Annotated in this window: 21 protein-coding genes and 1 pseudogene; 17 read left to right on the top strand and 5 right to left on the bottom strand. The window is 70.4% G+C overall.

The features are described 5' to 3' along the window. The first annotated feature begins 36 nt into the window (after positions 1–36). The 3 genes from AB0F04_RS30750 (at position 37) to AB0F04_RS30740 (ending at position 3,038) form a co-directional block, all read left to right on the top strand. Positions 37–1,026, top strand: coding sequence for a type II CAAX endopeptidase family protein (locus AB0F04_RS30750; protein WP_362047334.1), 990 nt, complete (start codon positions 37–39; stop codon positions 1,024–1,026). A gap of 70 nt (positions 1,027–1,096) precedes the next feature. Next, on the top strand, positions 1,097–2,296 hold the full coding sequence (gene mqnC, locus AB0F04_RS30745) for a cyclic dehypoxanthinyl futalosine synthase (protein WP_362047331.1): 1,200 nt from the start codon (positions 1,097–1,099) through the stop codon (positions 2,294–2,296). Positions 2,297–2,303: 7 nt separating this feature from the next. Further along, positions 2,304–3,038, top strand: a complete 735-nt coding sequence (locus tag AB0F04_RS30740; RefSeq protein WP_362047328.1) for a hypothetical protein — start codon at positions 2,304–2,306, stop codon at positions 3,036–3,038. Between the two features lie 13 nt (positions 3,039–3,051). Here the strand turns inward: AB0F04_RS30740 and AB0F04_RS30735 are convergent, their stop codons facing one another. Continuing rightward, positions 3,052–4,086 carry a chitinase gene (locus AB0F04_RS30735; RefSeq protein ID WP_362047325.1) on the bottom strand — a complete coding sequence of 345 codons (1,035 nt, stop codon included), beginning with the start codon at positions 4,084–4,086 and terminating at the stop codon, positions 3,052–3,054. A 188-nt stretch (positions 4,087–4,274) separates the two neighbouring features. Between AB0F04_RS30735 and AB0F04_RS30730 the strand changes: the two genes are divergently transcribed. After that, entirely contained in the window at positions 4,275–4,970 is a 696-nt protein-coding gene (locus AB0F04_RS30730) for a demethylmenaquinone methyltransferase (protein ID WP_053669583.1), read from the top strand. On the opposite strand, the gene AB0F04_RS30725 is transcribed toward AB0F04_RS30730, so the two are convergent. Beyond that, positions 4,957–5,268 (bottom strand): PASTA domain-containing protein, encoded by a 312-nt coding sequence (locus AB0F04_RS30725; protein WP_362047322.1) that lies wholly within the window; start codon positions 5,266–5,268, stop codon positions 4,957–4,959. The two genes, AB0F04_RS30730 and AB0F04_RS30725, sit on opposite strands and share 14 nt — an antisense overlap. Positions 5,269–5,378: 110 nt before the next feature. Then, positions 5,379–5,903: a GNAT family N-acetyltransferase gene (locus AB0F04_RS30720; RefSeq protein ID WP_362047319.1), complete on the bottom strand. Its 525-nt coding sequence runs from the start codon at positions 5,901–5,903 to the stop codon at positions 5,379–5,381. A 98-nt stretch (positions 5,904–6,001) separates the two neighbouring features. On the opposite strand from AB0F04_RS30720, the gene AB0F04_RS30715 reads away from it, so the two are divergent. Then, the gene (locus AB0F04_RS30715; RefSeq protein WP_053669586.1) at positions 6,002–7,294 is read left to right on the top strand and encodes a geranylgeranyl reductase family protein; all 1,293 of its coding nucleotides are present in this window, start codon (positions 6,002–6,004) and stop codon (positions 7,292–7,294) included. A gap of 338 nt (positions 7,295–7,632) precedes the next feature. Here the strand turns inward: AB0F04_RS30715 and AB0F04_RS30710 are convergent. Both AB0F04_RS30710 and AB0F04_RS30705 read right to left on the bottom strand, forming a co-directional pair. Continuing rightward, a pseudogene (locus tag AB0F04_RS30710) lies at positions 7,633–8,105 on the bottom strand (peptide deformylase). Between the two features lie 363 nt (positions 8,106–8,468). Next, a complete protein-coding gene (locus AB0F04_RS30705; RefSeq protein WP_362047316.1) occupies positions 8,469–9,302 on the bottom strand; it encodes a C40 family peptidase in 834 nt (277 codons plus the stop codon). A 724-nt stretch (positions 9,303–10,026) separates the two neighbouring features. Between AB0F04_RS30705 and AB0F04_RS30700 the strand changes: the two genes are divergently transcribed. The 12 genes from AB0F04_RS30700 to nuoL are packed head-to-tail and all read left to right on the top strand — an operon-like array spanning position 10,027 to position 22,905. Then, on the top strand, positions 10,027–10,386 hold the full coding sequence (locus tag AB0F04_RS30700; RefSeq protein WP_003992243.1) for an NADH-quinone oxidoreductase subunit A: 360 nt from the start codon (positions 10,027–10,029) through the stop codon (positions 10,384–10,386). Between the two features lie 13 nt (positions 10,387–10,399). After that, positions 10,400–10,954, top strand: a complete 555-nt coding sequence (locus AB0F04_RS30695; protein ID WP_007383964.1) for an NADH-quinone oxidoreductase subunit B — start codon at positions 10,400–10,402, stop codon at positions 10,952–10,954. After that, the gene (locus AB0F04_RS30690; protein WP_362047313.1) at positions 10,951–11,712 is read left to right on the top strand and encodes an NADH-quinone oxidoreductase subunit C; all 762 of its coding nucleotides are present in this window, start codon (positions 10,951–10,953) and stop codon (positions 11,710–11,712) included. Before AB0F04_RS30695 ends, AB0F04_RS30690 begins: the two co-directional genes overlap by 4 nt. Beyond that, entirely contained in the window at positions 11,709–13,031 is a 1,323-nt protein-coding gene (locus AB0F04_RS30685) for an NADH-quinone oxidoreductase subunit D (protein WP_053669589.1), read from the top strand. The genes AB0F04_RS30690 and AB0F04_RS30685 overlap by 4 nt, the downstream gene beginning before the upstream one ends. Further along, the gene (nuoE, locus tag AB0F04_RS30680) at positions 13,028–13,888 is read left to right on the top strand and encodes an NADH-quinone oxidoreductase subunit NuoE (RefSeq protein WP_362047310.1); all 861 of its coding nucleotides are present in this window, start codon (positions 13,028–13,030) and stop codon (positions 13,886–13,888) included. The genes AB0F04_RS30685 and nuoE overlap by 4 nt, the downstream gene beginning before the upstream one ends. After that, a complete protein-coding gene (gene nuoF, locus AB0F04_RS30675; protein ID WP_362047307.1) occupies positions 13,885–15,234 on the top strand; it encodes an NADH-quinone oxidoreductase subunit NuoF in 1,350 nt (449 codons plus the stop codon). Before nuoE ends, nuoF begins: the two co-directional genes overlap by 4 nt. Next, positions 15,231–17,735: an NADH-quinone oxidoreductase subunit G gene (locus AB0F04_RS30670; RefSeq protein WP_362047304.1), complete on the top strand. Its 2,505-nt coding sequence runs from the start codon at positions 15,231–15,233 to the stop codon at positions 17,733–17,735. The genes nuoF and AB0F04_RS30670 overlap by 4 nt, the downstream gene beginning before the upstream one ends. Before the next feature lie 20 nt (positions 17,736–17,755). Continuing rightward, complete coding sequence (nuoH, locus tag AB0F04_RS30665; protein WP_362047680.1) at positions 17,756–19,132, top strand: NADH-quinone oxidoreductase subunit NuoH; 1,377 nt, start codon at positions 17,756–17,758, stop codon at positions 19,130–19,132. Then, positions 19,125–19,790: an NADH-quinone oxidoreductase subunit NuoI gene (nuoI, locus tag AB0F04_RS30660; protein ID WP_362047301.1), complete on the top strand. Its 666-nt coding sequence runs from the start codon at positions 19,125–19,127 to the stop codon at positions 19,788–19,790. Before nuoH ends, nuoI begins: the two co-directional genes overlap by 8 nt. Beyond that, positions 19,787–20,629 (top strand): NADH-quinone oxidoreductase subunit J, encoded by an 843-nt coding sequence (locus tag AB0F04_RS30655; RefSeq protein WP_362047299.1) that lies wholly within the window; start codon positions 19,787–19,789, stop codon positions 20,627–20,629. The genes nuoI and AB0F04_RS30655 overlap by 4 nt, the downstream gene beginning before the upstream one ends. Continuing rightward, the gene (gene nuoK, locus AB0F04_RS30650; RefSeq protein WP_003992252.1) at positions 20,626–20,925 is read left to right on the top strand and encodes an NADH-quinone oxidoreductase subunit NuoK; all 300 of its coding nucleotides are present in this window, start codon (positions 20,626–20,628) and stop codon (positions 20,923–20,925) included. Before AB0F04_RS30655 ends, nuoK begins: the two co-directional genes overlap by 4 nt. A 15-nt stretch (positions 20,926–20,940) precedes the next feature. Then, the gene (nuoL, locus tag AB0F04_RS30645; protein WP_362047296.1) at positions 20,941–22,905 is read left to right on the top strand and encodes an NADH-quinone oxidoreductase subunit L; all 1,965 of its coding nucleotides are present in this window, start codon (positions 20,941–20,943) and stop codon (positions 22,903–22,905) included. Positions 22,906–22,909 lie beyond the last annotated feature (4 nt).

Genomic DNA, 22,909 nt, shown 5'->3' with positions numbered 1-22,909 from the left:
GTGATCCGCCGCACCGGCGCTGTCATGATGCTGATCATGACAAACACACCTTCTTACCCCGCCTACCCGTCACCGCCCCCCGCCCACCCGTTCCCGGACCCCGCCCCCCACCCGTACCACCGCCTGGACCGCACCACGGGACGTCACCGCTGGTGGCGGCCGCCGACCGGGACGGTGCTGCTGGCCTTCGCCTATGTCGTGATCCTGCTCGTGCTGCTGGCCTTCTCCTACGGGCTCGCCACGGCGCTCGGTGCCCCGGAACTGCCCGACGGCGGGGCCGACTTGGGGCCGCTCGGGAACACCGCGATGGATCTCGTGTCCCTCGCGATAGCCCTGCCCCTGGTGCTGCTGGCCACGTTGTGGCCGGCGAGACGGGCCGCCGGGACCGTCACGTCGGTCACCGGGCGGCTGCGGATCGGCTGGCTCGGGTGGTGTCTGCTGGCCGGGCTGCCGCCCATCCTCCTGCTCACGGTGGTCTCCTTCTTCCTGCCGGGCGGCTCGGACGAGTCCGACGCGTTTGTGGGGTGGCGCTCCTTCCTCGTGGCCCTGGCCGTGCTGGTCCTCCTCGTCCCGCTCCAGGCCGCGGCCGAGGAGTACGTCTTCCGCGGCTGGCTGCTCCAGGCGGTCGGGGCGTTCGTGCGCTCGCCGTGGCTCGCCGTGATCCCGCAGGCCGTACTGTTCGCCGCGGCCCACGGCTGGGGCACCCGGTGGGGCTTCGTCGGACTGGCGGTGAACGGTCTGGTGATGGGTCTGCTCACGATCCGCACCGGCGGGCTGGAAGCGGCCATCGTCCTGCACGTCCTGAACAACCTGCTGGCCTTCGGCGTCTCCGCCGCGCTCGTCGGCGGCCTGTCGTCGGACGAGACCGCGGCCGACGCGCCCTGGCCGCTGGCCCTCACCGCCATGGCCACCGATCTGCTCTACGCCGCGCTCATCGTGTGGCTCGCCCGGCGCCGCGAGCCGCAGCGCCTCTCGGCGCCGCGCACCCCGCCCGCCCCCTACGGCCACGCCGCCCCCACGGCCTGACGTCCAGCCCCCCGAAGCCCTGGCGTACGCTGGGCTGGTCCGTCCACAACCCTTACGAAAGGGACGCCCGGTGACCGAGAAGGCCGACCTTCAGCCCATCCTCGACCGTGCAGCCGCCGGTGGGCGGATCACCCCGGACGAGGCGCTCGTGCTGTACCGGGACGCCCCGCTGCACGCCCTGGGCGCCGCCGCCGACGCCGTACGCCGCCGCCGGTACGCCGGGACCGAGCACATCGCGACGTACATCATCGAGCGCAACATCAACTACACGAACGTCTGCGTGACGGCATGCCGTTTCTGCGCCTTCTACGCCGCGCCCAAGGACACCGCCAAGGGCTGGACGCGCGACCTCGACGACATCCTGCGCCGCTGCGCGGAGACCGTCGAGCTGGGCGGCACGCAGATCATGTTCCAGGGCGGGCACCACCCGGACTACGGCGTCGAGTACTACGAGAAGCACTTCGCCGCGATCAAGAAGGAATTCCCGCAGCTGGTCATCCACAGCCTGGGGGCGTCCGAGGTCGAGCACATGGCACGGATCTCCAAGGTGAGCGTGGAGGAGGCCATCCAGCGCATCCACGCCGCGGGCCTCGACTCCTTCGCGGGCGCCGGCGCCGAGCTGCTGCCCGAGCGGCCCCGCAAGGCCATCGCACCGCTGAAGGAGTCCGGCGAGCGCTGGCTGGAGATCATGGAGATCGCCCACAACCTGGGCGTGCAGTCCACCTCCACGATGCTCATGGGCACCGGCGAGACCAACGCCGAGCGCATCGAGCACCTGCGGATGATCCGGGACGTCCAGGACCGCACGGGCGGCTTCCGCGCCTTCATCCCGTACACCTACCAGCCGGAGAACAACCACCTGAAGGGCCGCACCCAGGCGACGCTCTTCGAGTACCTGCGCATGATCGCCATCGCGCGGCTGTTCATGGACAACATCGCCCACATCCAGGGCTCCTGGCTGACCACGGGCAAGGAGGTCGGCCAGCTCTCCCTGCACTACGGCGCCGACGACCTCGGCTCGATCATGCTGGAGGAGAACGTGGTGTCGTCGGCCGGTGCCAAGCACCGGTCCAACCGGATGGAGATCATCGATCTGATCCGGAAGGCGGGCCGGGTCCCCGCCCAGCGCGCCACCACCTACGAGCACCTCGTCGTCCACGACGACCCGGCGAACGACCCGGTCGACGACCGCGTGGTCTCGCACATCTCCTCCACGGCCATCGCGGGCGGCACGGCTCACCCCGAGCTGAAGCTGCTGGCTCCCAACTGACCCCACCGTGCTGACGATTCACGCCGCCCCGCTGGTCCTCCCGGCGGGCGCGGCACCCGGCACGGACGCGTCCCGCACCGACGCACCCGGCGCCGACGCAGTCACGGACGCACCCGGCACCGACACCGCCGTCGTGGACGGGGCCGTCCTGGTGGACGGCGACCGAATCGCGGCTTTCGGGCCGTACGAGGAACTCGCCGAACAAGCACCGGGCGCGCGAGTGCGGCGCTGGCCGGGCGTGCTCACCCCCGGTCTGCGCCAATGGCACCCGCTGTGGCTGCTGCGCCACTGTTACCACCCCGACCCGCGCGAAGCCGACGAGCTGGGCGAAGAGCCTCTGTGGGGCGAGAAGGTGGCCGCCCTGGGCGACCTTACCGAGACCCGCTGGTCGGGCAGCGTACGGCGCGGAGTGCAGCGGATGCTGCGGTACGGCACGACGGCCGTCGCCTCGCCCGGCGCCCGTTTCCGAGATCCGCTGGTGGCCACGGCCGTCGCCCGGTCCGGGCTGACCGTCGTCGGGACCACGGGGGCTCCCGGCACACTCCTCGGTGAGCGGCCCGACCTCGACCCGTTCGCGGAGGGGTACGACCTGCACGGCACGGTCCACGCCCCCCTGTCCGTCGGCGGCCGGGCCGACCTGGCCGTGTTCGACGTACCCGACGGGACGGCCCTGCGCGAGCGCGGCGCGGCGACCTGCGTGGCGACCGTGCTGGCCGGCCGCCTGGTGTACCGGGCCCGCTGACCCCGGGGCGGTCTCAGCCCGCGAACGCTTCCGCGAAGGCCCCCGGTTTCTGCGCCACCCCGCTGCAGTCGGTCGCCGCCTTCCCCTCCGTCGCCGACCCGGTGCCGTCCGCGCACTGCCGGTCCCGGGCCGTGGACCACATCGACACCCAGGCGATGCCCTTCTCCTCGGCGAAAGCGCGGACCTCGGCGGCGTCCGCGAGTGTGAACGTCTCGCCCTCCACGTCGTTGACGCCGATCATCGAGGTGAGCGCCATGCCCCGCCAGGCGGTCGCGTCCGAGGTCTTGAAGGTCTCCCGCAGCTGGGTGTGCGCGGCCTCGGCGGCGCTGAGGGCGTAGCCGCCCATGTCACCGTCGTACGACGAGCCGTAGTTCATCGTCATGAGGTTGACGGTGGAGACCTGCACGGCGTGGGTGTTGGCGGACGCCAGGAGCGCCAGGCTGTCCTTGCCGAGCCCCTTGGGCATCACCGGCAGGGTGAACGAGACCTTCAGGCCGGGCCGTTCCTCCTGCAGCCGTGCGATCGCCTTCGAACGCCGGTCGGTGGACGCGGAGTCGCCCAGCTCGTCGCCCTCGATGTCGAAGTCGGCCAGGGTCGTGCCGGCCGCGTCGAGCGCCTTGCCGTAGGCCGCGGCCAGTTCCGGCACGCTGTCGCAGCTCGCCGCGAGCTCCCTGCCGTCGGCGCCGCCGAAGGAGACCCGGACCCGGCCGCCGCCCTCCTTGAGTTTCGCGATGCGGGACGCGACCCCGGGGTCGTCGATGGCGTGGGAGCCGTCCCAGTGGGGGACGCAGGCGTCACCGTCGGCTATGACGAACGCCAGGTTGTACGTGGTGGGGGAACCGGCCGCATCGGTGGGGGCGGCTTTCCCGGCGCTGACGTAGGGGGCGTACGAGGTGCCGTTCCCGGTGCGGGCCGAGGTGTCGGGCGCCGCCGTCACAGAGGGAGCTTTTCGGGCCTGGCCGTCCTGGCCGTCCTGGCCCGAACAGCCCGTGGCGGCCAGGGTGATCAGGCATCCGATCCCGGCGGCCGGCCTCCGGAGACTCCTCATGACGGTGCGCTCCCGATCTCGCGAGATGCCAGGGGTCGAGGACCCCTACGCCTCCCGGACGCAAACGCCTCACGGTGGCCGGCGCTCATGACGCGTTGCGCGGGCGTCGTGTCCCCAGGCCTGCCCTCGGCGACGGCGCGGCAGCGGCCGCGGCTCCCGCCCTGAGGGGGTGCTGCAAGAATGGGCCCGTGACCCGCGCATCCCTGGACAAGCAGCCGCACGAAGTCGCCTCGATGTTCGACGACGTGGCGGAACGGTACGACCTGACCAACGACGTGCTGTCCCTCGGCCAGGACCGGCGATGGCGCAAGGAGGTCGCCAAGGCGGTCGACGCGCGCCCCGCGCAGAAGATCCTCGACCTCGCGGCGGGCACCGGCACCTCCTCGCTGCCCTTCGCCCGCACCGGCGCCTACGTCGTCCCGTGCGACTTCTCCCAGGGCATGCTCCAGGTCGGAAAGCAGCGGCAGCCCTGGCTGCCGTACACCGCCGGTGACGCGACGAGGCTCCCCTTCAAGGACGACACCTTCGACGCCGTCACGATCTCCTTCGGGCTGCGCAACGTGCAGGACACGGACGCCGCCCTGCGGGAGATGCTCCGGGTGACCCGGCCCGGCGGGCGGATCGTGATCTGCGAGTTCTCGCACCCGACATGGGCGCCGTTCCGCACCGTCTACACCGAGTACCTGATGCGCGCCCTGCCGCCGGTCGCCCGGGCCGTGTCCTCCAGCCCCGACGCCTACGTCTACCTCGCCGAGTCCATCCGCGCCTGGCCCGACCAGCCCGCGCTGGCCGAGCGGCTGGGCAAGGCCGGCTGGTCGCGGGTGGCCTGGCGCAACCTGAGCGGCGGGATCGTCGCCCTGCACCGGGGCTTCAAGGCGAGCTGAGGACCATGTAGGGGTCGCCCGGCTCGTCCAGCTCGCGCTGGAGACCGCCCCGGGGCGGACGCGGTATCCGCGGTTCGTGCACACCCCCACCGCCCTCACCGGGTCCGAAGTCGAACCACACGTAGATCATCGAGTCCCGCGGGACCTCGGCGCCGGGCCGGGGGTACTGGCGTACGACGTAGTCGACGACGGCGAGCGCGGGCTCGGGCCGGTCCGGCGTGGTGAGCAGGAGGCCCTGCGCCCGGGCCGCCTCCCGCGCGTCCATGGCCATCAGGCCGACCAGACGCGGTACGCGCACATCGGGTGTCTTGCGGGATATGTGCACAGATGTCACCCCCAGCGGTACAGGAAGGGTAACTCCCGCCCCGTACCGACCGGAAGCGACGGGTTTCGTGCTGTGACAGTCGGCTACGCTCCGTCAGCGGCCGGGAGGTCGAGCCGGTAGCAGTGCCCCGTCCGCTGCGCGGCCGGCGTCGTGAAGGTCTCGGCGAGGCGCATTCCGAGTCGTCGCGTCACGGCGATGGAGCGGGTGTTGCGGGCGTCGACCATCGCGACCACGCCCGGCACGCCGGCCGCCCGCATCCGGTCCAGCGTCTGCCGCGCGGCCGCCGTCACGTAGCCCCTGCCCCAGTGCTCCCGGCCGAGCCGCCAGCCGATCTCGATCTCGCCGGCCGGGCCCCAGGCCCGCTCCCACGGCTGGGCGCCGGTGAAGCCGATGACCTGCCCCGACTCGTCGAGCACGGTCCACAGGCAGAAGCCGAGCTCGGCGTCGTGCCGGCGCTGGCGGGCGGTGAGCTCCTCGTAGACCGACAGTTCCGCGGCCCTGCCGCCCTGGAACTCCATGACGTCCGGGTCGTCGAAGATCCGGTGCCAGACGAACGCGTCCTCGTGGGTGGGGACGCGCAGCCGCACGGCGGGGAGAACTCGGTTCACGGGGCAGCCCTTCAGCCGGGTGATGAATGCCGCTGCATAGACTGCCCATGTCCCGTGCCGGCCGGCACATCAATTCCGAACCTCGGGGAGATCCCGCCGTGAGTGTCGTGACCGAGCCCCTCTCGGAGAACACCGCCGATGTGATCGTCGTGGGCGCAGGGCCGGCGGGCTCCACCACCGCCTACCACCTCGCCAAGGCGGGGCTCGACGTCCTCCTGCTGGAGAAGACCGCGTTCCCGCGCGAGAAGGTCTGCGGTGACGGCCTCACCCCGCGTGCCGTCAAGCAGCTGGTGGCCATGGGCATCGACATCTCGGAGGAAGCCGGCTGGCTGCGCAACAAGGGCCTGCGCATCATCGGCGGCGGGGTGCGGCTCCAGCTCGACTGGCCGGATCTGGCCTCCTTCCCCGACTACGGTCTCGTCCGCAAGCGCGACGACTTCGACGAGCAGCTCGCCCGGCAGGCCCAGAAGGCCGGGGCGCGGCTCTTCGAGCGGTGCAACGTGGGCGCGCCGATCGTGGACGACCGGACGGGCCGCATCACGGGGGTGCACGCCAAGCTCGGCGAGGAGAAGCGCGAGGTCACCTTCCACGCGCCGCTCGTCGTCGCCGCCGACGGCAACTCCACCCGGCTGTCCCTCGCGATGGGCCTGCACCGCCGTGAGGACCGGCCGATGGGCGTGGCGGTGCGCACGTACTTCACCAGTCCGCGCCACGAGGACGACTACCTGGAGTCCTGGCTGGAGCTGTGGGACCGCCGCGGCGCCGAGGACCGCCTCCTGCCCGGCTACGGCTGGATCTTCGGCATGGGCGACGGCACCTCGAACGTCGGCCTGGGCGTGCTCAACACCTCCGACTCCTTCAAGGAGCTGGACTGGCGCGAGGTCCTGAAGGCCTGGTGCGCGTCGATGCCGGAGGACTGGGGTTACACGCCGGACAACATGACCGGCCCGATCCGCGGCGCCGCCCTGCCGATGGCCTTCAACCGCCAGCCGCACTACACCAAGGGCCTGCTGCTCGTCGGTGACGCCGGCGGCCTGGTGAACCCCTTCAACGGCGAGGGCATCGCCTACGCCATGGAGTCCGGCCAGATCGCCGCCGACGTCATCGTGCAGGCGCACGCCCGGCCGACGCCCGCGAGCCGCGAACTGGCCCTCCAGCGCTATCCGCGCGTCCTCAAGGACACCTACGGGGGCTACTACACGCTCGGCCGCGCCTTCGTGAAGCTCATCGGCAACCCGAAGGTCATGCAGATCGCGGCCCAGCGCGGTCTGACGCACCCGATGCTGATGAAGTTCACGCTGAAGCTCCTGGCGAACCTCACCGACCCCACGGGCGGCGACGCCATGGACCGCATCATCAACGGACTGAGCCGAGTGGCCCCGAAGGCCTGAACGGGCCGCCGGGAGGTGCTGCCGGTGGCGTGAGTGGCCTGCCGCACTGTGCGGCCGTGGCGTGAGCGGGCCGTGGGGCTGCGATGACGGTGGCCTCGCGGGTGCCGGTCCGCGGTGTCGGTGGCCGAGCCGGCGGGGGCGGCCCTCACGCCCATGGGCTTGAGTGGCCGCCGTCTGCGGCACCGACCGCCATGCCTGAGCGGGTGGCCTGCCGACGGGACCGTGCGGCCGTCCTGGGTGGTCGGCCCGCGGTGCCATGTGCCTCGGCGCGTGCCCGGCCCGCCCCGCCGGCGGCGTGGTCAGGCGCTCAGTGCCTCGATGCCGGCGGCCCGGCGCGCCTACACCCGCTCCCGCCGGTCCGTCATCTGCCGCAGCGCGTCCTTGCGCTCCCCCGCGGAGAGCCGGTCCAGGTAGAGCCGTCCGTCGCAGTGGTCGCTCTCGTGCGCGAGGCACCGGGCGAAGCAGCCGGTGCCCTCGATCACGAGCGGCTCGCCGTCCCGGTCGAACCCGCGCACCCGGCCCGGTCCGGACGCGGCACCTCCATGGTGGCGCCCGGCACCGAGAGACAGCCCTCCGCATCGTCGGGGGGCCTCCTGCGCGAGGCGGCGAGCGGCTCCAGGACCGCATGGACGAGGTGCCCGACGTGCCGCACCCCCTCGTCGTCCGGACAGTCGTACACGAACACCCGCAGATCGGCCCCGACCTGGTTCGCCGCAAGCCCGGCCCCGTCCGCGGCGTACCTGGTCAGGAACATGTCGTCGATGAGCGCGGCGAGGTCCGGACCGAACCCGGTGACGTCCCGGCACAGCAGAACACCCGGGCCGGTCCCAGGAGCAGTCCGGCCGGACCCGGCCGTCGGGCCGGAGCATTGCGGGGCGTACGGGACTTTCGGCCCGTCAGGGCAACGAGGACGCCGAGGTGGCCGTGCGGCTCGCCCTCAACACCCCGCCACGACGGGATAATTCGGGCATGCGATGCGGGAGTGGCGCAAGCGCAGAGGCGGGCCGTGGTGCCGAGGGCCTTCAGAAGGGCCCTGAGGGCCCCTGGAGCGCCTCGGGAGGTGAGGTGGGGGAGCAGGAGCCCGATGGCCCCGGACAGGCCGGGAGGGCCGTCGCCTGGGAGTGGCGACGGCCCTCGAGCCCGTACGTGCGGAGATTCCGGACGGCCCGCGGCGTCAGAGGACGCGCACCGCGCCCGACGCCGGGTAGCCCGACAGGTCCTGGATGACGACGCCCTTGGAGGGGTTGGCGGCGTCCAGGTACTGGCCGTTCCCGATGTAGACACCCACGTGGTACGCGGAGCCCTTGCCGCCCCAGTACAGGATGTCGCCGACCTGGATGCTGGACAGCGGGACGTCCGTGCCGGCCATCGACTGGTCCTGCGAGACGCGCGGCAGGTCCACACCAACCTGCTTGTACGCGGCCTGCACGAGGGAGGAGCAGTCCCAGGCGTTGGGGCCGGTGGCGCCCATGACGTAGGCGTCGCCCACCTGGGCCTTGAGGAACGCGATGACCGTCGCGACGCTGCCGCTGGCGGGCGCCGACACGGACGTGGAGGTGGAGGCGGAGGCGGAGAGGGTGGCGCGCTCGGTGCTGCGGTTGGCGCGCTCGGCGGCGGCCTTGCGGGCGGCCTCGGCGGCCTTCTTCTTGGCCTCCGCCTTCTTCTTGGCCTCGGCGAGGTCCTTCTTGGCCTCCGCGGCGGCCTTCGCGGCGGCGGCGTCACGCTCGGCGCGCAGCTCGTAGTTCGCGGCGGCCTGCTGGGTGGCGGCGGCGGACTGGGCGACCTGAGCGGACATGTCGGCCGTCAGGGTGGGCAGTTCGATGGTCTGCGTCACCGGCTCGGCGGCGCTCGCCGAAGCCGACGCACCCGCCGCTGCCATGCTGAGAACGCCACCGGCAACGCCGGCGCGCAGGGCGATCGAAGAGGTCGCGCTGCGGCGGGGTTTCCGGTGGCTGCGTATGTGAGCGGTGTGGGACATGGGAATAACCGGTACCAGGGGCTCCTTCATATCTTCAAGAAACGTGTGCTGCGCCACAGTTACTCAATCGGGCCGCCAAAACCCCCGAACGAGACTCTTTATTGACGCCGTAACGGACATTGCGGGCAGCCTGTGACCAGGCTGTGATCACGGTGTTTGATCAATACGCCCGAATTGCCCCGCGCCTACCATCCGTTGGGTTGATTGGCCAAGCCCCGTTCTCACGGAGGCCTCATCCATGTGACGGAGGTCACGGAACGGCTGCCCTGCCGGTCGCGTCCCGGCGCGTAGATCACGGCCGTGTCACGAGCTTGCGGAGATCGTGAACGCGTGCACGCGTCCACACCTCACCTCGTGGGCCCCCTGATGTGTGAACGCGCCCCTATCAAGAGATCAAGTCCACCGCGAATTTGCATGCAAGAGAACCCTCTTGATATGGAGACGCCCCCTCCGGCCTGCACTGACGAGCCAAAATGTCACCTCTCGTGATCACTCGGACGCTTCGCGTGTGAAGATCACCGCTCATCCGACTTCATGATCGATCGTCAGGTGGTGGAGATCACAAAGCTTGTGCAATACCCCGTGTCGCAGATCACAGAGCGTCCGGCATAAGATGCACGCGGTTGGGCTTGTGACCTGCTTCACATGTTCCCGATCTTCGCCGGGGCGTGCGGGGTTCGAGGGACGGGTGGGCCGGAAGTGAGCCCGACGCAAACCGCCAGCAGTCAGTGCCGACTGAGAGGAGCGAGGAGCGGTGAACGCGTATGCGCCCATCCTCGTACTGGGAGCCCTCGGGGCAGGCTTTGCGATCTTCTCCGTGGTCATGGCCACGTTGATCGGGCCCAAGCGGTACAACCGGGCCAAGCTCGAGGCCTACGAGTGCGGTATCGAGCCGACCCCCACGCCGGCCGGTGGCGGGCGCTTCCCCATCAAGTACTACCTGACGGCGATGCTCTTCATCGTCTTCGACATCGAGATCGTCTTCCTCTACCCCTGGGCCGTCACCTTCGACGCCCTGGGGATCTTCGGGCTCGTGGAGATGCTGCTCTTCGTGCTCACCGTCTTCGTCGCGTACGCGTACGTATGGCGGCGCGGCGGCCTGGAATGGGACTGAGGGGCCACACGTCATGGGACTCGAAGAAAAGCTGCCGAGCGGCTTCCTGCTGACCACCGTCGAGCAGGCCGCGGGCTGGGTGCGCAAGGCCTCGGTCTTCCCCGCCACCTTCGGCCTCGCCTGCTGCGCCATCGAGATGATGACCACCGGCGCCGGCCGTTACGACCTGGCCCGCTTCGGCATGGAGGTCTTCCGCGGTTCACCCCGCCAGGCGGACCTGATGATCGTCGCCGGCCGGGTGAGCCAGAAGATGGCGCCGGTGCTCCGGCAGGTCTACGACCAGATGCCGAACCCCAAGTGGGTGATCTCCATGGGGGTCTGCGCCTCCTCGGGCGGCATGTTCAACAACTACGCCATCGTCCAGGGCGTCGACCACATCGTGCCGGTCGACATCTACCTCCCCGGCTGCCCGCCCCGGCCGGAGATGCTGATGGACGCCATCCTCAAGCTCCACCAGAAGATCCAGAGCTCCAAGCTCGGCGTGAACGCCGAGGAAGCGGCCCGCGAGGCGGAGGAAGCGGCGCTCAAGGCCCTGCCCACGATCGAGATGAAGGGGCTGCTGCGATGAGCGACGCGAACGGCGCGAACGGCGCGGGTGGCGCGGGCGACGCCAACCCCGAGAAGGACCTCAGCGCGTCCAACCTCCCCGGACAGCGCGGCCAGGGCGGCGAGGAGATCCGCGTCCAGCGCGGCATGTTCGGTGCCCAGAACGGCGGCGACACCACCGGCTACGGCGGCCTGGTCCGCTCCGTCCGGCTTCCGGGACCGGCGGCCCGCCCCTACGGCGGCTGGTTCGACGAGGTCGCCGACGAGCTGGAGGGCGCCCTGGAGGAGCAGGGCCTGCTCCCGGACAACGCCATCGAGAAGACGGTCGTCGACCGGGACGAGCTGACCTTCCACATCGAGCGTGAGCACCTCGTCCTCGTCGCCCGCACCCTGCGCGACGACCCGGCCCTGCGCTTCGAGCTGTGCACCGGCGTCAGCGGTGTGCACTACCCGAACGACAAGGGCCGCGAGCTGCACGCCGTGTACCACCTGCGCTCGATCACCCACAACCGGGTGATCCGCCTGGAGGTCAGCGCCCCCGACAGCGACCCGCACATCCCGTCGCTGTTCTCGGTCTATCCGACGAACGACTGGCACGAGCGCGAGACGTACGACTTCTTCGGAATCGTCTTCGACGGCCACCCCGCCCTGACGCGGATCATGATGCCGGACGACTGGCAGGGCTTCCCGCAGCGCAAGGACTACCCCCTCGGCGGCATCCCCGTCGAGTACAAGGGCGCCCAGATCCCGGCTCCGGACCAGCGGAGGTCGTACTCATGAGCACCTCGCACGCTTCTCCTCGCGAGACCACCGAAGGAACCGTCTACACGGTCACCGGCGGCGACTGGGACGAGGTCGTCGAGACCGCGGCCCGCGCCGACGACGAGCGCATCGTCGTCAACATGGGGCCGCAGCACCCGTCCACCCACGGCGTGCTCCGCCTGATCCTGGAGATCGACGGCGAGACCGTCACCGAGGCCCGCTGCGGAATCGGTTACCTGCACACCGGCATCGAGAAGAACCTCGAGTACCGGACGTGGACGCAGGGCACCACGTTCGTGACGCGCATGGACTACCTCACGCCGTTCTTCAACGAGACGGCCTACTGCCTCGGCGTCGAGAAGCTCCTCGGCATCGAGGACCAGATCCCGGACCGCGCCTCGATCATCCGCGTGCTCCTGATGGAGCTGAACCGGCTCTCCTCGCACCTGGTGTGCATCGCCACCGGAGGCATGGAACTCGGCGCGACCACGATCATGATCTACGGCTTTCGTGATCGTGAACTCATTCTCGATATCTACGAGCTGATCACCGGCCTGCGGATGAACCACGCGTACATCCGCCCCGGCGGACTCGCCCAGGACCTGCCGCCCGGCGCGGTGGACCAGATCCGCGAGTTCGTGAAGAAGATGAAGAAGAACCTCCCGGAGTACGACAAGCTCGCCACCGGGAACCCCATCTTCAAGGCCCGTATGCAGGACGTCGGCTACCTCGACCTGGCCGGCTGCATGGCCCTCGGCGCGACGGGCCCGATCCTGCGCTCCACCGGCCTGCCGCACGACCTGCGCAAGGCGCAGCCCTACTGCGGCTACGAGACGTACGACTTCGAGATCCCGACCGCCGACACCTGCGACTCCTACGGCCGCTTCCTCATCCGGCTGGAGGAGATGCGCCAGTCGCTGAGGATCGTCGAGCAGTGCCTGGACCGGCTGCAGCCCGGGCCGGTCATGGTCGCCGACAAGAAGATCGCCTGGCCGGCCCAGCTCGCCCTGGGCCCCGACGGGCTCGGCAACTCCCTCGACCACATCAAGAAGATCATGGGCACCTCCATGGAGGCCCTGATCCACCACTTCAAGCTGGTCACCGAGGGCTTCCGCGTCCCGCCGGGGCAGGCCTACGCGGCGGTCGAGTCGCCCAAGGGCGAACTCGGGGTGCACGTCGTGTCCGACGGCGGCACCCGCCCCTACCGGGTCCACTTCCGCGACCCGTCCTTCACCAACCTGCAGGCCATGGCGGCGATGTGCGAGGGCGGCCAGGTCGCCGACGTCATCGTCGCGGTGGCGTCCATCGACCCCGTGATGGGAGGCGTCGACCGGTGACCACATCGTCTTCCGAGCGGGGCGTCAGCCTGGGCATGCCCGAACTGCCCGCCCCCGCCTACCCGGACGACGTCCGGGCCCGTCTGGAGACGGACGCGCGCGAGGTCGTCGCCCGCTACCCCGACTCCCGGTCCGCCCTGCTGCCGCTGCTGCACCTCGTGCAGGCGGAGGAGGGGCACGTGACCCGCACCGGCATGCGGTTCTGCGCGGACGTGCTCGGCCTGACCACGGCCGAGGTCACCGCGGTCGCCACCTTCTACACCATGTACCGCCGCCGCCCGAGCGGTGACTACCAGGTGGGGGTGTGCACCAACACCCTGTGCGCCGTGATGGGCGGGGACGCGATCTTCGAGGAGCTCCAGGAGCACCTCGGCGTCGGCAACGGCGAGACCACCGGCGACGGCAAGGTCACCCTGGAGCACATCGAGTGCAACGCGGCCTGCGACTTCGCGCCGGTCGTGATGGTCAACTGGGAGTTCTTCGACAACCAGACCCCAGCCAGCGCCAAGAGCCTCGTCGACGACCTGCGCGCGGGACGGCCGGTCACCCCCACCCGCGGGGCGCGCATGTGCACCTTCAAGGAGACCGCCCGGATCCTGGCCGGCTTCCCCGACGAGCGGGAGGGGGCCGTGGAGTCCGGGGGAAGCGCGGGACCCGCCTCCCTGGTCGGCCTGAAGCTCGCAAAGGGCGAGACCTCTCCCGCGCGCGTGGTGCACCCGCGCGGCGAGGCGGCCCGCACCGGGGCACCGCACGAGCCGTCACCGACGGAGCACCTGAGCTCGCACGACGCGCCGCAGGACACATCGGCCTCCGACCCGGCCCACCCGGCCGGGCCCACCGCCGAGGAGGGGGAGTGATGACCTTGGCACCCGAGCTGAAAGACACGAGCCCCGAGAAGCTGCTCGCACCGGTGCTGTCGGCCTTCTGGGACGAGGACAAGTCCTGGACGCTGGACGTGTACCGGCGGCACGACGGCTACGAAGGGCTGCGCAAGGCGCTCGCCATGTCCCCGGACGACCTGATCGCGTACGTCAAGGACTCCGGTCTGCGCGGGCGCGGCGGCGCGGGCTTCCCCACCGGGATGAAGTGGCAGTTCATTCCCCAGGGGGACGGAAAGCCGCACTATCTTGTTGTCAACGCCGACGAGTCGGAGCCCGGGACGTGCAAGGACATCCCGCTCCTCTTCGCGAACCCGCACAGCCTCATCGAGGGCATGATCATCGCGTGTTACGCCATCAGGTCGTCGCACGCCTTCATCTATCTGCGGGGTGAAGTCGTCCCCGTACTGCGGCGGTTGCACTCCGCCGTGCGCGAGGCCTACGACGCCGGCTTCCTCGGCGAGAACATCCTGGACAGCGGACTCGACCTCGACATCACCGTGCACGCGGGCGCGGGCGCGTACATCTGCGGTGAGGAGACCGCACTGCTCGACTCGCTCGAAGGCCGCCGGGGCCAGCCGCGGCTTCGTCCCCCCTTCCCTGCCGTCGCGGGCCTCTATGCGTGCCCGACTGTGGTGAACAACGTCGAATCGATCGCGTCGGTTCCCGCGATCCTCCAGCGGGGCAAGGAATGGTTCCGGTCGATGGGGAGTGAGAAGTCGCCCGGCTTCACGCTCTACTCCCTGTCCGGCCATGTCGCCAGCCCCGGCCAGTACGAGGCGCCGCTCGGGATCACACTCCGCCAGCTCCTCGACATGAGCGGCGGGATGCGCCCCGGGCACCGCCTCAAGTTCTGGACGCCGGGCGGCTCCTCGACCCCGATGTTCACCGACGAGCACCTCGACGTCCCCCTTGATTACGAAGGAGTGGGCGCCGCGGGTTCCATGCTCGGCACCAAAGCCCTCCAGTGCTTCGACGAGACGACCTGCGTGGTCCGTGCCGTCACGCGCTGGACGGAGTTCTACGCCCACGAGTCCTGCGGCAAGTGCACGCCCTGCCGCGAAGGCACCTACTGGCTCGTGCAGCTGCTGCGCGACATCGAGGCCGGCAAGGGACAGATGTCCGACCTCGACAAGCTGAACGACATCGCCGACAACATCAACGGCAAGTCCTTCTGCGCCCTCGGCGACGGTGCCGCCTCGCCGATCTTCTCCTCGCTCAAGTACTTCCGCGAGGAGTACGAGCAGCACATCACGGGCCGGGGATGCCCCTTCGACCCGGCCAAGTCGACGGCCTGGGCCGACCGCACGGAGGTGAACGCATGACCGTGACCACCAGCTCTCCCTCCGGCGGGGGAGAAGCGGCGGTCCCGCCGGAGGACCTCGTGTCGCTGACGATCGACGGCGCCGAGATCAGCGTGCCCAAGGGCACCCTGGTCATCCGGGCCGCCGAACAGCTCGGCATCGAGATCCCCCGGTTCTGCGACCACCCGCTGCTCGACCCGGCCGGCGCCTGCCGGCAGTGCATCGTCGAGGTCGAGGGCCAGCGCAAGCCCATGGCGTCCTGCACGATCACCTGTACGGACGGGATGGTCGTCAAGACTCACCTCACCTCCCCGGTCGCCGAGAAGGCCCAGAAGGGTGTGATGGAGCTCCTGCTCATCAACCACCCGCTGGACTGCCCGGTCTGCGACAAGGGCGGCGAGTGCCCGCTGCAGAACCAGGCCATGTCGCACGGCGACGCGGACTCCCGCTTCGACGGCCGCAAGCGGACCTACGAGAAGCCCGTTCCGGTCTCCACGCAGGTACTGCTCGACCGCGAGCGGTGCGTGCTGTGCGCCCGCTGCACCCGGTTCTCCAACCAGGTCGCGGGCGACCCGATGATCGAGCTGATCGAGCGGGGCGCGCTCCAGCAGGTGGGCACCGGCGAGGGCGACCCGTTCGAGTCGTACTTCTCCGGCAACACCATCCAGATCTGCCCCGTGGGAGCGCTGACCTCGGCGGCGTACCGATTCCGCTCCCGCCCCTTCGACCTGGTGTCCTCCCCGTCGGTGTGCGAGCACTGCTCCGGCGGCTGCGCCACCCGCACCGACCACCGGCGCGGCAAGGTCATGCGGCGACTGGCGGCCGACGACCCCGAGGTCAACGAGGAGTGGATCTGCGACAAGGGGCGGTTCGCCTTCCGGTACGCGCAACAGCGCGACCGGCTCGAGACGCCGCTGGTGCGCAACGCCGAGGGCGAGCTGGAGCCCGCCTCCTGGCCCGAGGCGCTGCAGATCGCGGCCCAGGGGCTGCTGGCCTCCCGGGGCCGCACCGGCGTCCTGACCGGCGGCCGCCTCACCGTCGAGGACGCCTACGCGTACAGCAAGTTCGCGCGCGTGGCGCTCGACACCAACGACATCGACTTCCGCGCGCGCGTGCACAGCAGCGAGGAGACCGACTTCCTCGCCGCGCAGATCGCCGGGCGCGGCCGGGACCTCGACGGCACGGGCGTCACGTACACCGCGCTGGAGAAGGCCCCGGCCGTCCTGCTCGTCGGGTTCGAGGCGGAGGAGGAGGCGCCCGGCGTCTTCCTGCGGCTGCGCAAGGCCTGGCGCAAGCACGGGCAGAAGGTCTACTCCCTGGCGACACACGCCACGCGCGGTCTGGAGAAGGCCGGCGGCACGCTGCTGCCGGCGGCCCCCGGCACCGAGACCGAGTGGCTGGACGCGCTCGCGAGCGGCGCCGGCCTGGAGGACGACGGTGCGCTCGCCGCCGAGGCGCTGCGCGCCGAGGGCGCGGTGATCGTCGTCGGCGAGCGGCTGGCGGCCGTGGCCGGCGGGCTCACCGCCGCCACCCGCACCGCCGCCGCGACCGGGGCCCGGCTGGTGTGGATCCCGCGCCGGGCCGGGGAACGCGGCGCGATCGAGGCGGGCGCGCTGCCGTCGCTGCTGCCGGGCGGGCGCCCGGCCACCGACCCGCGCGCGCGGGACGAGGTCGCCGCCGTCTGGGGCGTCGCGGGGCTTCCGCACCGCTACGGCCGTGACACCGGCCAGATCGTGGAGGCCGCCGCGACCGGAGAGCTCCAGGCCCTGCTGGTCGCGGGTGTGGAGATCGCCGACCTGCCCGACCCGGCACGCGCGCGTGCGGCGCTGGACGAAGTGGGCTTCCTGGTCTCGCTGGAGCTGCGGCCGAGCGAGATCAGCCGCAAGGCCGATGTCGTCCTGCCCGTCGCGGCGGTCGCCGAGAAGGCCGGCACCTTCCTCAACTGGGAAGGCCGGATCCGCTTCTTCGAGGCGGCGCTCAAGCCCGACCAGATGACGCGCCGCTCCGCGCCCACCGACGCGCGCGTGCTGCAGATGCTGGCCGACGCCATGGACGTCCACCTCGGACTGCCGGACCTGCGCACCGTGCGCGGCGAGATCGACCGGCTCGGCGCCTGGGACGGACCGCGGGCGGGCGAACCCATGGAGACCGCGGCGGCGCTGCCGCGGCCGGCCATCGGGGAGGCCGTGCTCGCGGGGCACCGGCTGCTGCTCGACCAGGGCGTCCTGCAGCAGGGCGACGAGGCCCTCGCCGGAACCCGGCACGCGGCATGCGCGCGCGTGTCGTCCGCGACGGCCGCCGAGGCGGGCGTGAAGGACGGCGACCTGCTCGCGGTGACCGGACCGCGGGGCGTGACGGAACTCCCGCTCAGGATCAGCGACATGCCCGACCGGGTCGTGTGGCTGCCGCTGAACTCCACCGGCGGCGGTGTCGCCTCCGACACCGGGGCGCGGCCCGGCTCCCTCGTCCGCATCGGCCCGGCGAAGCTCGCCGGCGAGGCCCCCAAGGAGGTGGAGGCATGAGCCTTCAAGGAGGCGGCGGCATCAGCCCGTACCTCGCCGCGGAAGACCTCTCGATGTTCGGCACCGACCCGTGGTGGCTGGTCGCCATCAAGGCGGTGTTCTGCTTCGCCTTCCTGATGGTGACCGTGCTGGTCTCCATCGTCATGGAGCGCAAGGTCGTCGCCTGGATGCAGCTGCGCATCGGCCCCAACCGGCACGGCCCCTGGGGCATGCTCCAGTCGCTCGCCGACGGCATCAAGCTGATGCTCAAGGAGGACGTCGTCGTCAAGCGCGCGGACAAGGTGGTGTACGTCCTCGCGCCGATCGTCGCGGCCATCCCGGCCTTCATGGCGATCGCGGTGATCCCCTTCGGCCCGGCCGGCAACGAGATCTCGATCTTCGGCCAGCGCACCACGATGCAGCTCACCGACCTGCCGATCGCGATGCTCTACATCCTCGCGGTCGCCTCGGTCGGCATCTACGGCATCGTGCTGGCGGGCTGGAGCTCCGGATCGACGTACCCACTGCTGGGTGGCCTGCGCTCCTGCGCGCAGATGATCTCCTACGAGATCGCGATGGGCGCCGCCTTCGCCTCCGTCTTCCTGTACTCGGGGTCGATGTCGACCTCGACGATCGTCGAGCAGCAGGCCGACCGCTGGTACATCGTGCTGCTGCCGGTCTCCTTCGTCATCTACATCGTGACGATGGTCGGCGAGACCAACCGCGCCCCCTTCGACATGCCCGAGTCCGAGGGTGACCTGGTCGGCGGCTTCAACACCGAGTACTCGTCGATCAAGTTCGCGATGTTCATGCTCGCCGAGTACGTCAACATGGTGACCGTCTCGGCCGTCGCCACGACGCTGTTCCTCGGCGGCTGGCGGGCACCCTGGCCGATCAGCACCTTCTGGGAGGGCGCCAACCACGGCTGGTGGCCGCTGCTGTGGTTCACCGTCAAGGTCCAGCTGCTGCTGTTCATGTTCATCTGGATCCGCGGCACCCTCCCGCGCGTCCGCTACGACCAGCTGATGAAGCTCGGCTGGAAGGTCCTCATCCCGGTCTCGCTGGTCTGGCTGATGCTCGTCGCGAGCGTGCGGGCCTTCCGCAACGAGGGCTACGACTTCGCCGACATCGCCCTCTACGTGGGCGGCGGCGTCCTCGTGCTGCTCCTGCTCTCCTTCGTCGCCGACATGTTCCGCGAGAAGGCCAAGAAGGCCGAACAGCCGGCCGAGACCCCGGCCGCCTTCGACCCGATGGCGGGCGGCTTCCCCGTACCGCCCCTGCCCGGACAGGAACTACCGCCGGTCCCGCGCCGCCGCTCACGCCGTGAGCGGGAGCTGATTGTCAGTGGTGGGCCCGATACTCAGAGTGACGAATCCCTGGGCGGAACTACGGATGGAAAGGAGGCGTCCGATGGCTGAGGAACTCGAGCGTGCGAAGGGTGAGGAACCCAAGGACACCAAGCCCGGTTTCCAGAACCCCGTGGCCGGCTTCGGCGTGACCTTCAAGGCCATGTTCAAGAAGCGGCTGACCGAGCAGTACCCGGAGCAGCAGAAGACCACGGCTCCGCGCTTCCACGGACGGCACCAGCTCAACCGCCATCCGGACGGCCTGGAGAAGTGCGTCGGCTGTGAACTGTGCGCCTGGGCCTGCCCCGCCGACGCCATCTACGTCGAGGGCGCGGACAACACCGACGAGGAGCGCTACTCGCCGGGCGAGCGGTACGGGCGCGTCTACCAGATCAACTACGCGCGCTGCATCCTGTGCGGCCTGTGCATCGAGGCCTGCCCCACCCGGGCGCTCACGATGACCAACGAGTTCGAGCTGGCCGACTCCAGCCGGGCCAACCTCATCTACACCAAGGAGCAGCTGCTCGCCGGTCTCGAGGAGGGCATGGTCGACTCGCCCCACGCCATCTACCCCGGCACCGACGAGCAGGACTACTACCGAGGTCTGGTGACCGAGGCCGCGCCCGGTACCGAGCGGCAGGTCGCCCACTCCAAGGGGGAGGTCGTCCAGGAGGCCGACTCGACCTTCGGCGGGACGGAACCCGCGTCGGAGGGGGTGATCGGGCGATGACCACCCAGCTCGCCGCCTACTCCACCTCCACCGGAGAGGCCGTCCAGTTCTGGATTCTCGGCACCGTCGCGGTGATCGGCGCCCTGTGCACCATCCTCATGAAGCGGGCCGTGCACAGCGCGCTCTGCCTCGCCGGGACCATGATCATCCTGGCGGTGTTCTACCTCGCCAACGGCGCCTACTTCCTGGGCGTCGTGCAGATCGTCGTCTACACCGGCGCGATCATGATGCTGTTCCTGTTCGTCGTGATGCTCGTCGGCGTCACCGCGGCGGACTCCCTGAAGGAGACCATCAAGGGCCAGCGCTGGCTGGCCCTGCTGTGCGGGCTCGGCTTCGGTGTCCTGCTGATCGGCGGGATCGGCAACGCGTCCCTGACGGAGTTCAACGGCATCGGCCAGGCGAACGCCGGGGGCAACGTGGAGGGCATCGCCGCCCTCATCTTCACCAAGTACGTCTTCGCGTTCGAGATCACCGGCGCTCTGCTGATCACGGCCGCCGTCGGCGCCATGGTGCTCACCCACCGCGAGCGCACCGAGCGGGCCAAGACGCAGCGGGAGCTCGCCGAGGAGCGCGTGCGCGAGGGCAAGTACCTGCCGCCCCTGCCGGCTCCCGGTGTGTACGCCCGGCACAACGCGGTCGACATCGCGGGCCTGCTGCCCGACGGCACCCCGTCCGACCTCACCGTCAGCAAGACCCTGCGCGAGCGCGGCCAGATCCGCGACGTGTCGCGGGAGGCGCTCAACGACCTCAAGGCCCTGGAGCAGCGGTCGGAGGAGCGTCTGGAGCGCAGGGCGGTCGGGCCGGCGAAGTTCCAGCGGTCCGAGGAGGCGTCCAAGTGAACCCCGTCAACTACCTCTACCTCGCGGCCCTGTTGTTCACGATCGGCGCCACCGGCGTGCTGATCAGGCGCAACGCGATCGTCGTGTTCATGTGCATCGAGCTCATGCTCAACGCCTGCAACCTCGCGTTCGTCGCCTTCTCCCGGATGCACGGCAACCTCGACGGCCAGATCATCGCCTTCTTCACGATGGTGGTCGCCGCCGCCGAGGTCGTGGTCGGGCTCGCGATCATCGTGTCCCTGTTCCGTGCCCGCCACTCGGCCTCGGTCGACGACGCCAGCCTGATGAAGCTGTAAGGGGTCGGAAGAATCGTGGAGAACCTCATTGCGCTGCTGGTGGCGGCGCCCCTGCTCGGAGCGGCGGTCCTGCTGTGCGGCGGCCGGCGGCTGGACGCCGTCGGCCACTGGCTCGGCACCCTGCTCGCGGCCGTCTCCTTCGTGCTCGGCCTGGTGCTGTTCACCGACATGCTGGGCCGGGACGCCGAGAGCCGCGTCCTGAGCCAGCACCTGTTCAGCTGGATCCCGGTCGAGGGCTTCCAGGCGGACGTCGCCTTCCAGCTCGACCAGCTGTCCATGACGTTCGTGTTGCTGATCACCGGTGTCGGATCGCTGATCCACCTGTACTCGATCGGGTACATGGAGCACGACGAGCGCCGCCGCCGCTTCTTCGGCTATCTGAACCTGTTCCTCGCGGCGATGCTGATCCTCGTCCTCGCCGACAACTACCTGCTGCTGTACGTCGGCTGGGAGGGCGTCGGTCTCGCCTCCTACCTGCTGATCGGCTTCTGGCAGCACAAGCCCAGCGCGGCCACGGCCGCGAAGAAGGCCTTCCTGGTCAACCGCGTCGGCGACATGGGCCTGTCCATCGCGATCATGCTGATGTTCCTGTGGTTCGGCACCTTCGCCTTCGGGCCGGTGCTCGGCGACCACGGGGAGGCCGGGCTCGCCGGTGCCGCCGGTGAGGACAAGCTGACCGCGATCGCGCTGATGCTCCTCCTCGCCGCGTGCGGCAAGTCCGCCCAGGTGCCGCTGCAGTCCTGGCTCGGGGACGCGATGGAGGGCCCGACCCCGGTCTCGGCCCTCATCCACGCCGCGACGATGGTGACGGCGGGCGTCTACCTGATCGTCCGCTCAGCGGCCGTCTTCAACGGCGCCCCGGACGCCCAGCTGGTCGTCACCATCGTCGGCGCGGTCACGCTGCTGTTCGGTGCGATCGTCGGTTGCGCGAAGGACGACATCAAGAAGGCCCTGGCCGGCTCGACCATGTCGCAGATCGGCTACATGATCCTCGCCGCCGGCCTCGGCCCCATCGGCTACGTCTTCGCGATCATGCACCTGGTGACGCACGGCTTCTTCAAGGCCGGTCTCTTCCTCGGCGCCGGTTCGGTCATGCACGGCATGAACGACGAGGTCGACATGCGCAGGTACGGCGGATTGCGGAAGTACATGCCGGTCACCTTCGTCACCTTCGGCCTCGGCTATCTGGCGATCATCGGCTTCCCGGGACTGTCCGGCTTCTTCTCCAAGGACAAGATCATCGAGGCGGCGTTCGCCAAGGGCGGCACCGAGGGCTGGATCCTCGGCGCCTGCGCCCTGCTCGGCGCGGCCATCACAGCGTTCTACATGACGCGCGTGATGCTGATGACGTTCTTCGGTGAGGAGCGCTGGCGCCACGCCCCGACGCCGTCCCCGGCCGAGCCGGACGTGGAGCCCGCCGCCGAGACGCGCGGCGAGTACACCCCGCCGCACCCGCACGAGTCGCCCAAGGTCATGACGGTCCCGATGATCGTGCTGGCCGTCGGGTCGGTGGCCGGAGGCGCGTTCTTCAGCATCGGCGACCGGTTCATGCACTGGCTGGAGCCGGTCACCGGGCACAGCCACGGCAACCCGCCGATCAGCGCGGGTGTGGTCACCGGCGCGACCGTCGCCTGCATGATCATCGGCGTCGCCCTGGCGTGGGCCCAGTACGGCCGCCGCCCGGTCCCGGCCGTCGCCCCGCGCGGTTCGCTGCTCACCCGGGCCGCCCGGCGCGACCTCCTCCAGGACGACTTCAACCACGTCGTCCTGGTCCGCGGCGGCGAGCACCTCACGCGGTCCCTGGTCTACGTCGACCACACCCTGGTCGACGGCGTCGTCAACGGCACGGCGGCCTCGGTCGGCGGCCTCTCCGGGCGGATGCGCAGGCTGCAGAACGGCTTCGCCCGCTCCTACGCGGTCTCGATGTTCGGGGGTGCGGCGCTCATCGTCGCCGCGACCCTGCTGATGAGGGCGGTCTGATACC

The organism is Streptomyces sp. NPDC029041, assembly GCF_040637515.1.
Taxonomy (GTDB): Bacteria; Actinomycetota; Actinomycetes; order Streptomycetales; family Streptomycetaceae; genus Streptomyces.
The sequence above is the reverse complement of the archived record's forward strand: the minus strand, read 5'-3'. Positions and strand labels throughout refer to the sequence as shown.

Bases quoted from the DNA above. Each gene is read 5' to 3' on its own strand.
- AB0F04_RS30750 (WP_362047334.1), top strand. From the start codon at position 37: ATGACAAACACACCTTCTTACCCCGCCTACCCGTCACCGCCCCCCGCC.
- AB0F04_RS30735 (WP_362047325.1), bottom strand. From the start codon at position 4,086: ATGAGGAGTCTCCGGAGGCCGGCCGCCGGGATCGGATGCCTGATCACC.
- AB0F04_RS30705 (WP_362047316.1), bottom strand. From the start codon at position 9,302: ATGAAGGAGCCCCTGGTACCGGTTATTCCCATGTCCCACACCGCTCAC.
- AB0F04_RS30695 (WP_007383964.1), top strand. From the start codon at position 10,400: ATGGGACTCGAAGAAAAGCTGCCGAGCGGCTTCCTGCTGACCACCGTC.
- AB0F04_RS30690 (WP_362047313.1), top strand. From the start codon at position 10,951: ATGAGCGACGCGAACGGCGCGAACGGCGCGGGTGGCGCGGGCGACGCC.
- AB0F04_RS30685 (WP_053669589.1), top strand. From the start codon at position 11,709: ATGAGCACCTCGCACGCTTCTCCTCGCGAGACCACCGAAGGAACCGTC.
- AB0F04_RS30670 (WP_362047304.1), top strand. From the start codon at position 15,231: ATGACCGTGACCACCAGCTCTCCCTCCGGCGGGGGAGAAGCGGCGGTC.
- nuoI (WP_362047301.1), top strand. From the start codon at position 19,125: ATGGCTGAGGAACTCGAGCGTGCGAAGGGTGAGGAACCCAAGGACACC.
- AB0F04_RS30655 (WP_362047299.1), top strand. From the start codon at position 19,787: ATGACCACCCAGCTCGCCGCCTACTCCACCTCCACCGGAGAGGCCGTC.